This is a genomic window from Kingella pumchi, assembly GCF_022288825.1.
GTDB lineage: Bacteria > Pseudomonadota > Gammaproteobacteria > Burkholderiales > Neisseriaceae > Kingella_D > Kingella_D pumchi.
This window is the reverse complement of record NZ_JAKOOW010000024.1, coordinates 8,803-21,009: the sequence shown is the minus strand read 5'-3', so window position 1 is coordinate 21,009 and position 12,207 is coordinate 8,803. Positions and strand designations below refer to the sequence as shown.

Annotated in this window: 11 protein-coding genes and 1 pseudogene; 2 read left to right on the top strand and 10 right to left on the bottom strand. The window is 58.1% G+C overall.

From position 1 onward, the window contains the following. A pseudogene (locus MB824_RS06165) lies at positions 1-107 on the top strand (IS5/IS1182 family transposase); the annotation flags it as partial. 17 nt (positions 108-124) lie between these two features. Here the strand turns inward: MB824_RS06165 and MB824_RS06160 are convergent. The 6 genes from MB824_RS06160 to MB824_RS06135 form a co-directional block, all read right to left on the bottom strand. Further along, positions 125-721, bottom strand: coding sequence for a hypothetical protein (locus tag MB824_RS06160; RefSeq protein WP_238746899.1), 597 nt, complete (start codon positions 719-721; stop codon positions 125-127). Between the two features lie 153 nt (positions 722-874). Further along, positions 875-4,381 (bottom strand): transcription-repair coupling factor, encoded by a 3,507-nt coding sequence (mfd, locus tag MB824_RS06155; protein WP_238746897.1) that lies wholly within the window; start codon positions 4,379-4,381, stop codon positions 875-877. Positions 4,382-4,520: 139 nt separating this feature from the next. Further along, positions 4,521-5,216, bottom strand: a complete 696-nt coding sequence (locus MB824_RS06150) for a tetratricopeptide repeat protein (RefSeq protein ID WP_238746895.1) — start codon at positions 5,214-5,216, stop codon at positions 4,521-4,523. Positions 5,217-5,494: 278 nt separating this feature from the next. Further along, entirely contained in the window at positions 5,495-6,235 is a 741-nt protein-coding gene (locus MB824_RS06145) for a metallophosphoesterase (protein WP_238746893.1), read from the bottom strand. A 63-nt stretch (positions 6,236-6,298) separates the two neighbouring features. Beyond that, positions 6,299-6,619 (bottom strand): TfoX/Sxy family protein, encoded by a 321-nt coding sequence (locus MB824_RS06140; protein ID WP_238746891.1) that lies wholly within the window; start codon positions 6,617-6,619, stop codon positions 6,299-6,301. Between the two features lie 36 nt (positions 6,620-6,655). Beyond that, positions 6,656-7,135 carry an aminoacyl-tRNA deacylase gene (locus tag MB824_RS06135; protein WP_238746889.1) on the bottom strand — a complete coding sequence of 160 codons (480 nt, stop codon included), beginning with the start codon at positions 7,133-7,135 and terminating at the stop codon, positions 6,656-6,658. A 124-nt stretch (positions 7,136-7,259) separates the two neighbouring features. On the opposite strand from MB824_RS06135, the gene MB824_RS06130 reads away from it, so the two are divergent. After that, positions 7,260-7,502 (top strand): GlsB/YeaQ/YmgE family stress response membrane protein, encoded by a 243-nt coding sequence (locus MB824_RS06130; RefSeq protein ID WP_238746887.1) that lies wholly within the window; start codon positions 7,260-7,262, stop codon positions 7,500-7,502. Positions 7,503-7,588: 86 nt separating this feature from the next. Here the strand turns inward: MB824_RS06130 and dnaG are convergent, their stop codons facing one another. From dnaG to pip, 4 genes are all read right to left on the bottom strand, one after another. Further along, positions 7,589-9,352 (bottom strand): DNA primase, encoded by a 1,764-nt coding sequence (gene dnaG / locus MB824_RS06125; protein ID WP_238746885.1) that lies wholly within the window; start codon positions 9,350-9,352, stop codon positions 7,589-7,591. Between the two features lie 511 nt (positions 9,353-9,863). Continuing rightward, positions 9,864-10,454 carry an FG-GAP repeat protein gene (locus tag MB824_RS06120; RefSeq protein ID WP_238746883.1) on the bottom strand — a complete coding sequence of 197 codons (591 nt, stop codon included), beginning with the start codon at positions 10,452-10,454 and terminating at the stop codon, positions 9,864-9,866. A gap of 107 nt (positions 10,455-10,561) precedes the next feature. Further along, a complete protein-coding gene (locus MB824_RS06115; protein ID WP_238746876.1) occupies positions 10,562-11,116 on the bottom strand; it encodes an XAC2610-related protein in 555 nt (184 codons plus the stop codon). A gap of 108 nt (positions 11,117-11,224) precedes the next feature. Further along, a complete protein-coding gene (gene pip / locus MB824_RS06110; RefSeq protein ID WP_238747510.1) occupies positions 11,225-12,178 on the bottom strand; it encodes a prolyl aminopeptidase in 954 nt (317 codons plus the stop codon). Positions 12,179-12,207 lie beyond the last annotated feature (29 nt).

Genomic DNA, 12,207 nt, shown 5'->3' with positions numbered 1-12,207 from the left:
GGAAGCTGAAGATATTCAAAATCTTGTCGCTGCCTTACCGCAACAGGCGGAAACGGTTCGGGTTAAGGGTAAATCTGATTGCAGGACTGGTTAATGCGATGGGATGAATATTTTCGCAAGAGGTCTAATATCGTTTGAATAATCGTTTGAGGCAGCCTGAAAGCCTGTTTTTATGGGTTTCAGGCTGCCTGTTGTTCACGCAAAACAGCACGCCTTGGGTGGTGAAGGCAAACACAATCCGTTCGGCGGCGATGTCGTCCAGCAGACTTTGTGCGATGGAGCGAATTTTGGCTTGCTTTTCGGGCGGCAGCGGCGTGCGGTAGCCGTCGGCAAACCAGTCATACATTTCGCTCGTCAAATCATACAAAAAGGGAAAATGCTGCGCGTAATCCAGCAGGTATTCAAACGCCAAAGTATCGTCGGGCTGCGCTGCGAGCCGCCGCAGATATTGGCGCACTTCGCGTATGGGCGCGCCGTCTGCAAAGCGTTGGTAGGCTTGGCTGTCGCGCTGCACATAATCGCCCATCAGTTTTTCAACTTCGTGCAACGCCCATTTGTCGGCGAAATCCAGCGAAATCAAATCCAGATAGACATCATCGGGCAGCAGGGCTTCCAGCTCGGCATCGTGCGCGTAAATCCATTGCGCTAACTCGGCGGGCGGCGCTTCGCCTGCAAACGCGCGCCAGAACATTTCGCAGGTGTCAATCGGTAAAACAATCATTGCTTGTTTCCTTAGTCAAAAGGCGCCTGAGAAGGGGAGAATGGCGTTTCAGGCTGCCTTTTGATGCCGTCTGAAAGGCAGCCTGAAAACGAAAAAACCGTTTTTAGCTTCACAACTCCGCTGCGCTACGCAGGCTGCCTTACTGTTTCAGGTTCAGGCTGCCTTCCCGCCCAATTTCCCCAACACCGCCCTGATCGTTCTCACCCTTGCATCCACATCTTCCATCACCGCGCTCACGCGCAGTTTGTCCGCTCCTGCCATGCGGTAATTTTTATTACTCTGCATCAGCAAAATAATATCGGCAGGCTCGACACTGGTGTGTTTGCCGAAGGTGAGCGTGAGCGCGTCGCTTGAAGCGTCGATGGCGGTGATGCCGAGCGACTTGGCGGCGAGGCGCAGGCGGTGGCTGTCGAGCAGGGTTTTGACGGGCTGTTCGGGCAGTCCGAATCTGTCCACCAATTCTTCGTGGATGCTGTTGATTTGCCCTTCGTTTTCGCAGGTGGCGAGGCGTTTGTAGAGTACCAGCCGCTCGTGGATGTCGGGGCAGTAGCCTTCGGGCAGCAGCGCGGGGCTGTGCAGCTTGATTTCGGTGGTTACGCCCAATGGCGCATCCAAATCGGGCTGGCGGCCTTTTTTCAGGTCGCGTACGGCTTGTTTGAGCATTTCGGTGTAGAGCGTGAAGCCGACCTGCACCATTTCGCCCGACTGCCCTTCGCCGAGGATTTCGCCCGCGCCTCGGATTTCAAGGTCTTGCATGGCAAGCGAAAAACCTGCGCCCAGTTCGTCTGCCGCCGCGATGGCGTCCAGGCGTTTTTCTGCGTCTTTGCTGATGTATTCGGGCGTGAGCAGGTAGGCGTAGGCTTGGTGGTGGCTGCGCCCGACGCGCCCGCGCAGTTGATGCAGTTGGGCGATGCCGAATTTGTCGGCGCGATTGATGATGATGGTGTTGGCGTTGGGAATGTCTATGCCGGTTTCGATGATGGTGGAGCAGAGTAAGACGTTGAATCTTTGCTGCAAAAAGTCGCGCATCACTTGTTCCAGCTCGCGCTCGCGCAGCTGTCCGTGTGCTACGCCGATGCGGGCTTCGGGCAACAGGGTTTCCAGCCGCTCGCGCATATTTTCTATGGTATCTACTTCATTGTGCAGGAAAAATACCTGTCCGCCGCGTTTGAGCTCGCGTAACACGGCTTCGCGCACGCTGCCTTCGCTAAACGGTTTGACAAAGGTTTTGACGGCGAGGCGGCGGCTGGGGGCGGTGGTAATCAGCGAGAAGTCGCGCAAGCCTTCTAAGGCCATGCTTAATGTGCGCGGAATCGGCGTGGCGGTGAGGGTGAGGATGTCCACGTTGGCGCGCAGTTTTTTCAGCTGCTCTTTCTGGTGCACGCCGAAGCGGTGTTCTTCGTCGATGATGACCAAGCCTAGGTTTTTAAATGCAATATCGTCCTGCACCAGCTTGTGCGTGCCGATGACGATGTCCACCGTGCCGTCTGCCATGCCTGCCAGCGTGGCGCGGGTTTCTTTGCTGCTGTTGAAACGCGAAAGCTGGGCGACTTTGACGGGGAAATCGGCGAAGCGGTCGGCGAAATTTTGCGCGTGCTGTTCCACCAAAAGCGTAGTCGGCGCGAGCACGGCGACTTGTTTGCCGCCCATCACGGCAACGAATGCGGCACGCAGCGCGACTTCGGTTTTGCCGAAGCCCACATCGCCGCAGACTAATCTATCCATCGGGCGGGCTTGGGTTAAGTCTTTGATGACGGCGGCGATGGCGGCGGCCTGGTCTTCGGTTTCTTCGTAGCCGAAGCCGTCGGCAAAGGCGCGGTAGTCGTCTTCATCAAACTGGAATTTGTGGCCTTCCTGCGCGGCACGGCGGGCGTAGAGATTGAGCAGCTCGGCGGCGGTGTCGCGGGCTTTTTCGGCGGCTTTGCGCTTGGCTTTGCTCCATGCCGCGCTGCCGAGTTTGTGCAGTTGCACGTTTTCATGCGCTGCACCGGAGTAGCGGCTGATTAAATGCAGTTGCGAAACAGGCACATAAAGCTGCGCTTCGCCTGCGTATTCAAGCAGCATCATTTCTTGCGCTTCGCCGCCCAAGTCCATGGTTACCAAGCCCATATAGCGGCCGATGCCGTGTTCTTCGTGGACGACGGGGTCGCCGATGCTGATTTCGGCGAGGTCGCGCAGCAAACCATCGGACACGGCGGCGTGCTTCTTGCGGCGCGTGCTGCTGCGGCTTTTGGCGACGTATTGGTAGAGGTCGGATTCGGTGATTAGGGCGAGGTTTTCAGACGGCGTGTCGGCAGGTAGGTTGGGTCTTGACCCAACATTTTCCGTTTCTGCGGAGTGTTGGGTCGCGACCCAACCTACATTGTCTACGCCGTTTTCAGGCTGCCCCAGCCGAAACCCATACGCCAGCGGCGTTACCGTGATGCACAGCTTCTCGCAGCTCTCCAAAAACGCCTGCCAGCCGTCCACGCTTTTCGGTTTCAAACCGTGTTGCGCGAAAAAGCCCAGCATCGTTTCGCGCCGCCCCGCGCTTTCGGCGGTAAGCAGAATCCGCCCGTCAAAGGCCGTCTGAAAATCCTGCAAGGCCTGCAAAGGCTGCTCGGCTTGGCGGTTCACCGCCACATTTGGCAACGCAAACGCCGCGCCGCCCAGCTCGGGCAAAATCTGCGGATAGCCTTTCAGGCAGCCTGAAAACTGATCCGCCGCCAGATACAGATGTTGCGGCGGCAGCGGCGGATAAGTCGCATCGCCCTGCGCCATTTGGAAACGCGATTTCACTTCCGCCTCAAACCGTCGCGCCTCGGTGTGCACATCGCCCACGCACACCGCCAGCGCGTCCGCGCCCAGATAGTCAAACAGCGTCGCGCAGCCGTCTTCAAAAAACAGCGGCAGATAATATTCCACCCCCGCGCCAAACTGCCCGCCGCTCACCGCCTTATACACCGCCGCATCGTTCGGATTGCCGTTTACCTCCTCGCGGAAACGGCTGCGGAAAATCTTTTGCGCCGCGTCGTCGGTGGGGAACTCGTGCGCCGGCAGCAGGCGGATTTCCGACACAGGCGCGATGGTGCGCTGGCTGTCGGGGTCAAACGTTTTGATACTGTCAATCTCATCGTCAAACAAATCAATGCGATATGGCGTGTCGCTGCCCGTGGGGAACAAATCCACGATGCCGCCGCGCACGGCAAATTCGCCGCCCGCCACCACGTTGGATACCGCGCTGTAACCCGCTTCCACCAGATTCTGCCGCAGCGCCGCAATATCCAGCCGCTGCCCCGTTTTCAGCCAAAACGTGCGCCCCAAGAGAAACGGCGCGGGCGCAAGACGCTGCATGGCGGTGGCAACGGGCACAAACAGCGCGTCCGCCAGCCCGTTTTTCAGCTGCCACAACACCGACAGCCGCTCCGACACCAAATCCTGATGCGGCGAAAACCGCTCATACGGCAGCGTTTCCCAGTCGGGCAGAAACAGCGCATTGTCGGCCGGGCGGAAAAACTGCCACGCCGTTTGCAGCCGCAACGCACTCTCCGCATCGGGCGTGAACACGATTTTCAGCGTTTTGGGCGGCAGGTTTTGCGTTAAAAAATACGGCAGGCTGCCGGCGGTAAGGTTCAGCCAGCGCACGCGCGGGGCGGATGGGGTGGGAAGGGGGAGGGTCATGGTTTTTGGGGTTTGTGTTTGGGGTTTATGGGTTGGAATGGGGCAGCCTGAAAAACAGTTTTTCAGCAGCTGTAGGTCGGATACTTGTATCCGACAAAACGGTTAATGCGGTAAAGAATGTCGGATTCAAGAATCCGACCTACTCTCCAATGCTCATGTTTTCTAATTGTTGCATGCCAATTCGAGCCTGTTTTTTGGCTTCGACAGTGTCTGCTCTATCAGGCTGCGCTAATACTTTTTGCCACCATGCTTTGGCTTGTTGGTAGTCTTTTGCCACGCCTAGCCCTTTGTAATACATATTGCCCAAAGCATAGTGCGCATCAGCATAATAGAACCACTGGGCAGCTTTTTTATACCACCACACTGCCTGCTGATAATCTTGCGCGACACCCAGCCCTTTTTCATACATCAATCCCACCATGTATTGGGCATCAGGTTTTCCTTGGTCGGCTGATTTTTTATACCAAGCAAAGGCTTGTTTATAGTCTTGCGCCACACCGTGTCCCTTTTCATACATCAATCCCAAAAAATATTGTGAACCGGCATTTCCCTGGTCGGCACCTTTTTGAAACCAAGCCAAAGCTTGCTTATAGTCTTGCGTTACGCCTTGCCCTTTGTAATACATCTTGCCCAAAGAAGTTTGGCCAGAAGGATCGCCTTCTTTGGCAAGCTTCTTCCATGTGCGGAAGGCTTGGTCATAATTGCCGGCATGCTCAGCATTCCAAGCCTCCCGATACCGCCATATGGTGTCCGCCTTGGCAGGCACAGCCACTGCCAGCAGCAATGTTGTCAATGCCGCCTTTACCTGCGGGTTAAAAAATTTGCTTGCAAACATATTAAGTTACCTTTCTATATGAAATTGGACAGTATCAGTCGCTGTTGAGTTTAAAAATTACGCTTGTATTAAGCACGATAAAATTCCAATCCTACGTTTTTCAATTTAGCCGTGTTTGTCGGGCATTTATGCCCGAACTATTTGCTGAAAAGAGCAAGCGTAGCCTGCATGGCGTAGGGTGTGTGGCTTTGCCACGCACGCGGTTTTTTGTCTCAACCTTGTAAACCGCGTGCGCAGCAAGCTGCACACCCTACGCTTGTTTTCAGGCTGCCTTTGGGTTAATCGGGCAGTTCCAGCAAAAAGCCGTTGCGGTAGCCGTTTGCGCCGTATTCGTTGGGGTAGCCCAGCGGATTGATGATGATGCGGCAGCTGTCTTGCACGATGTCTACGGCGTGGTGGGTGTGCCCCGCAATCCAGTAGTCAAAGCCCTCTAGGTCAATCTGGTTGATGAAATAGGGGTTGAGCGGCGAGTCGGCATAGGGCGGCGCGATGCAGGCGGTGTGCGGCGGAAAATGGGTGAGCACGATGGTGCGCGCGCGGTGGCGGAACTGCTCAATAAAGCTAAGCTGGGCGTTGAAACGGGCGATGTAGTCTTCGGGTTCAATGTGCCTTTCGCGCGGCGGTGTGCGTGCGGCGATGTAGAAAAAATCGGCGATGCTGTTGCGGGCAAGGGCGATGTTTTCGCGGAACTGTTTTTTGGTCGCGCAATGCTGCCTGAAATTGCTCCACAGCGTGCCGCCGACAAAGGTGTAGCCGCTAAACTCCAGACTGCGGTTCTCAGTGAGCAGCGGTGCGCCGTCGGCGATGAGTTCGCGCGGCAAATCGTCGAGGTTTTCGCCGTAAAAATCGTGGTTGCCCAGCACGAAGACACAGGGTTTGTCTGCGGCGGCACAGGCAGCCTGAAAAGCGAGTGCGCCGCGCCACCCGTTGCCGAAATCGCCGGCGTGGACGATTAAATCGGCTTCGGGGTGGGGGATAACGGGCTGGCCGTGGGTATCGGATAGGATGTGGAGTTTCATGGTTTTTTGGTGTGGTTTGGCGGGGGATGGGTTTTAGCTTCGCAGAAGTTCGTAAACTCGCTTTCAGGCTGCCTGCGCTCTGCGTACCCAGTTGCACAGGGCGGCGCCGTCGTCCAGCACGCTTTCGGGCAGCAAGTAATAAGGCAGACCGATTTCGTGTTTTTCGCCGCTGGTTTTGTCGGTGCGGCGGCTGACTAGCTGCCTACCCAGTCCGTCCAGCGGTGTGGCGGACTTCAAATATAGCTCGTTGCTGCGGCTCAAAATCGCCACCATTTCGCCATGGCTGCGAAACGCCATACCGCCGAACATCCGCCTGCGGCTGATGCCGCCCAAGGGGGCAAGCAGTTCGGCGATGTGGTCGGCGAGTTCGGGTGATGCGCTCATGGTGGTTTCCTTTGGGGCTTTCAGGCTGCCTGAAACTTATACCGCCGCATCCACCGGCTGGGCGTTCAGGCTGGCAAGGGCGGCGGGCGGTAGCGAGACCAGAAAGCCGCGCTTGCCGCCGTTGATGTAGATCAGCGGCAAATCGAGAATGCTGCGCTCGACATAAACCGGCAGCGGGCTTTTGCAGCCGAAGGGGCTGGTGCCGCCGACCAGATAGCCTGTCCATCTGTTGGCCTGCGCGGGGGCGGCGGCTTCGATGTGTTTGCGGCCGAGCTGGCGGGCGAGATTGCGGGTGGAGATTTGCCTGTCGCCGTGCATCAGCACGATCAGACCGTTTTTGCATTCGTCGGTCAGGACGATGGTTTTGATCACGCTGTGTTCGTCCACGCCCAAACAGGCGGCGGATTGGGCGGTGCCGCCGTGTTCGACGTAAGGATAAAGGTGGGGCGCAAACTCAATCTGCTGTGCGCGCAAAAAGCGCACGGCGGGGGTAACGGGATAGGCGGTTTTGTTCATATGCAGATGGCGGCTCGGGTGGTTTTCGCTTCGCTAAAGCTCGTAAACTTGCTTTCAGGCTGCCTTTGCGCGGCGGGCGGTTTGCTTTATAGTGCGGCTTTTTCCACGCTTTAGGAGCTAGGTTATGGGTTTGATCGGACTGGTTATCGTCGGTTTCTTTATCGGCCTGGTGGCGCGGGCGCTGATGCCGGGCAACAATAGAATGGGTTTTCTGCTGACCAGCGCGCTGGGCATACTCGGCTCGGTGGTGGCGGGTTTTCTCGGCCAGCAGCTGGGTTGGTACCGCATCGGCGAGCCGGCGGGTTTTATTGCTTCGGTATTCGGCGCGCTGCTGATTATGGCGGTGGTGGGCGGCATGCGCCGTTAGCCTGCCGGCCGCCGCAAGGCAGCCTGAAAACGGTTTTTCCCGTTTTCAGGCTGCCTTTTGTGCTTTCAGGCGGCCTGAAAGGCGCATCAGCGGCGCGACAGCAGTTTTAACAGCAGCTGCTTTTCTTCGGCGTTCAGGCTGCCTTTTTGTTTGAGCGCTTCGATTTGGCGGTTTTTCATTTCCTGCACCAGCCGCAGCATGCATTCGTCGAACTCGCGGCGTTTTTCGGGGCTGCGGTCTTCGCTGCCGGCGTCTTGGCGGCTGTTGCGGTTGATGTAGCCCAGCAGGCTGCCGTAGGGGCTGTCGCGGAATTTTTCCAGCAATCGGGCGGTGTCCAGCTTGGGGTTATCGTGCAGCAGGGCGGCCATTTCGGCCAGGCAGGCGCTGTCGCCTTCGGGAACGAGATAATCGGGAAAGGCCACGCCGTCGGCCCAGTCGGGGTTGAACAGCAGGGTGCGGATTTGTTTTTGCGCCAGCGTCAGGCTTTCAGGCTGCCTGAAAGTTTCGCGCGGCAGGCGGTAGCTTTTGGCGGCAACGTGGCGCTGCGGCGCGGCCTGCCCCATCAGGTGGGCGAGGTTGGCGGGGTCGATACCGACTTTTTCGCTGAGTTCCTGGCGCAGTAGGTAGGAAAGGGTGGGTGCGCTGATTTGGGTGAGCAGCGGCGCGGCGCGGCGCACCAGCTCGGCCTTGCCTTCCTGGGTAGCCAGATCGCTGTGCTCGGTGAGTGCGTCCCAAAAATAGGCCGACAGCGGGCGGCTGCGTTCGAGCAGCAGTTGTTCAAAGCGTTCGCGGCCGTGTTCGCGCACATAGCTGTCGGGGTCGTGCTCGGCGGGCAGAAACAGAAAATGCAGGCTTTTGCCGTCTTTGAGCTGCGGCAGGGCGTTTTCGAGGGCGCGCCAGGCGGCTTTGCGGCCGGCGGCGTCGCCGTCGAAGCAGAAATAGATGTTGTCGGTCTGGCGCATCAGCAGGCGCACATGCTCGGCGGTGGTGGCGGTGCCCAGCGCGGCCACGCAGTAGCCGATGCCGAATTGGGCAAGGGCGACGACGTCCATATAGCCTTCCACCACCAGTATCCGCCCCGCTTCCTGCACGGCGGCTCGGGCTTCGTAGAGGCCGTAGAGATTTTTGCCTTTGTCAAACAGCGGGGTGTCGGGCGAATTGAGGTATTTGGGTTTGGAATCGTCGAGCACGCGGCCGCCGAAGCCGACAATCTGCCCGCCGATGCCGCGGATGGGAAACATGATGCGGTGGCGGAAGCGGTCGTAATCGCGGTTTTGCTCTTCGTTGTGCACCACCATGCCGCTGGCGGCAAGCGCAGGGCTGGGATAGGGCTGGAACACTTGCGAGAGCGGCGTCCAGCCTTCGGGCGCGTAACCCAGGCCGTAGCGGGCGATGATGTCGGCGTCCAGCCCGCGCCCTTGCAGATAGGCCTGCGCTTCGGGGCGGATTTTGAGCTGCTGGGCGTAAAAGTCGGCGGCGGCGCGCACGGTGTCTTCCAGCGTCTGCTGCTTTTTCTTGCGCTCGGCGCGCTCGGCGGGGTTTTCGCGCGGGGCGTTTTTGTCGCGCGGCACCACCATGCCGACGCGGTCGGCCAGCTGCTGCACGGCTTCGGTAAACGATAAGCCCTGGTGTTCCATCACAAAGCCGATGGCCGAGCCGTGGGCGCCGCAGCCGAAGCAGTGGTAAAACTGCTTGGACGGGCTGACGGAAAACGAGGGCGATTTTTCTTTGTGAAAGGGGCAGCAGGCCATGTAGTTGGCGCCGCTTTTTTTCAGCGGCACGTATTGGTCGATCACATCGACGATATCGGTTTTGGCCAGCAGTTCGTCAATAAATTCGGTGGGTATCATGCTCGGGATTCCACAAGGCTGCGGGACAGCCTGCGGGAAAAGTTGTGGATAAGGCGCCTAGGGGCTGTTTGCAATTGGTATTGCGGCGGCTTTTACGCCATAAAACGGCATCTACTGCGTTAAAAACACTCGCCAATGAGCGGCATTGGCTCGTATTTTTGCCTTGCATCTGCCGCTTCCTGACGCAAAATCCGCTTCACAAACCAATTGCAAACAGCCCCTAGCGTTCTGCCGTGAAAGGAGAAAAAACGGCCGCTCAAAATTTAGTCAGCCCAAAGTTTTCAGGCTGCCGAAAAACGCGGAAAACCGGCGCTTTGCCCACACCGGTTTGGGAAAGGCTGTGGGGCGGTATGTGGATAAATGCCCCAGCAGTCTGAAACGGCAGCGGATTTTTCAGGCTGCCTAAAAAGCAGTCAGATTCAGGCAGCCTGAAAACGCTTTTTGCCCTTTTCAGGCTGCCTTTCCCTATCCGGCAAAGGCAGCCTGAAAGGCAGCAAAGCAGACCGGCCGCTTATTTGTGCTTGCGGTGCGGTTTGCCGTGGCGGTGCGCTTTGGCGTCTTTCAGGCGCAGCATTTCCCAGCCGCCGTTTTTCCAGCAGTAGTCGTCCTGGCTGTAGTCCATGATGCTGCTTTTGTATTCGACGCGCACGCAGCCTTTGCGGATAACTTTGACATCGCCGACGTAGGCGAAGCCTTTGCCGTCGGGAACGGGTTTAAACTGCCGGGTGGTGGGGTCGAACAGATACAGCTCGTCAGCAGTGTTGCCGTAGGCGCCGCTGATCGGCACGGCGATATCGGGATGGCCGTCGCCGTTGAAGTCTTGGCTGACATCGGCCAGCTTGTCCGCCACGTCTGTGAGTTTGAGTCCGCCGACGGACGAAGGTGCGGCCTCTTCAGGGGTGATTTGGACTTTGCCGGTGGTTTTGTCGGTGATTTTCAGCCGGTAGCCGTTTTCAGGCAGGATTTGCGCTTCGATGGTAAAGGGAAAGCTGTCCGGCGTGGCGACGGCGTGGGTTTCGACAACAGTGTCGTCGGTAGGCGCGTCGGCGGCGAAAGCGGGAATCGCGGCGGCCAAAAGCAGGGCGGGGATCAGGTGTTTCATTGCTTGTTCCTTTCGGGAAGGGGTGGAATGGTTGTGTAACTGTGTCGCATCTTGGTTTTCAGGCTGCCTTTACCGTTCGGCGGCAGGCAGCCTGAAAAACGATTGGCTTATTTGCGGCGGGCTTTGGCTGCTTTGTGCGCTTTGGCGTTGTTCGGACGCTGCAGTTGCCAGCCGCCGTTTTTCCAGCAGTAATCGTCCTGATTGTAGTCTCTGGCGCTGATTTTGTAATCGACGCGCACGCAGCCTTTGCGGATGATTTCGACGCTGCCGGTGTGGGCAAAGTCTTTGCCCTCGGGCACGGGTTCGAACTGACGTGTGGCTGGGTTGAAGAGGTACAGATCGTCGGCGGGCAAGGTGTAGCCGCCGATTACGCGCACGGCAATGTCGGGGTGGCCGTCGCCGTTGTAGTCGCGTATGGTTGCCAGATCGCCGGCGTTGCCTTCGATAAAGCCGGAAAAGACGGTGAGGTCTTCGATGGTTTGCACCTTGCCGGTTTTTTTGTCGGTGATTTTCACCTGATAGCTGTCTTCGGAAAGGATTTGGGTTTCAACGGAGAAAGGAAAGCCTTTGGGCGCGGGGACGGTCTTGGTTTTGAGCGGCGCAGCGGCGGCAAAAGACTGGACGGCGGCGGCCAGTAGCAGGGCGGGGATTAAGCGTTTCATTGCGGGTTTTCCTTTTTGGTTGTGGGAGGGAAAAGACGACGGCAAAGGCCGTCGGATCAGGCAGCCTGAAAGTTTTTCAGGCTGCTCGGATTTTACTGCGAAACCATCTTACAAGGTGCCGTGTTCGGCAAAATAGTCGGTGGCGGCCACCAGTGCTTTGGCGGTTGCCGGCTCGAAAGCGGTGTGGCCGGCAAGCGTCCATTCCAGCTTGGCTTCGGGGAAGGCCTGCTTTAAATCCCAGGCCGAAGTAGGCGGGGTGCAGATATCGTAGCGGCCTTGGACGATGCGGGTGGGGATGTGGCGGATTTTGCCGATGTTGTTGAGAATCGCCTTTTCGCCGTCCAGCCAGCCGCGGTGGACGAAATAGTGGTTTTCGATGCGCGAAATCGCCAGCGCCGCCATGCCGTCGTTGTAGTAATCGACGCCTTTTTGGTCGTGTTCCAAACAGATAATGTGGCTTTCCTGCCTGGCCCAGGCCGAAGCGGCGGCGAGCATTTGTTCGCGGTCGGGATTGTCGGGACTAAGCAGGCGGCGGTAGGCTTCGACCAAATCGCCGCGCTCGTCGGCCGGCACGGGGGCAAGGAAGTCCTGCCATACGTCGGGGTAGATGCGGTTGCTGCCGCCGCTTTGGCACAGCCAGTCGATTTCGCTTTGGCGGCACAGGAAGATGCCGCGCAGAATCAGGCCGAGCACGGCTTCGGGGTGGCTTTGGGCGTAGGCCAGAGCAAGGGTGCTGCCCCACGAGCCGCCGAAAACCAGCCATTTGTCGATGCCGAGCATGGTGCGCACTTTTTCAATGTCTGCCACCAAATCCCAGGTGGTGTTTTCTTCGATGTCGGCATACGGCTCGGAGCGGCCGCTGCCGCGCTGGTCGATCAGCACGATGCGGTATTTTTCGGGGTTGAAAAAGCCGCGGCAGGCGGGTGCGGTGCCGGCGCCGGGACCGCCGTGCAGATAGATGACGGGAATGCCGGCGGGATTGCCGGATTCTTCCCAATAGATGCGGTGGCGCTCGGAGACGGCAAGCATGCCGCTTTGGTGGGGTTCCCGAATCGGGTGCATGGTTTTTCCTTTCGTGTTTTCAGGCTGCT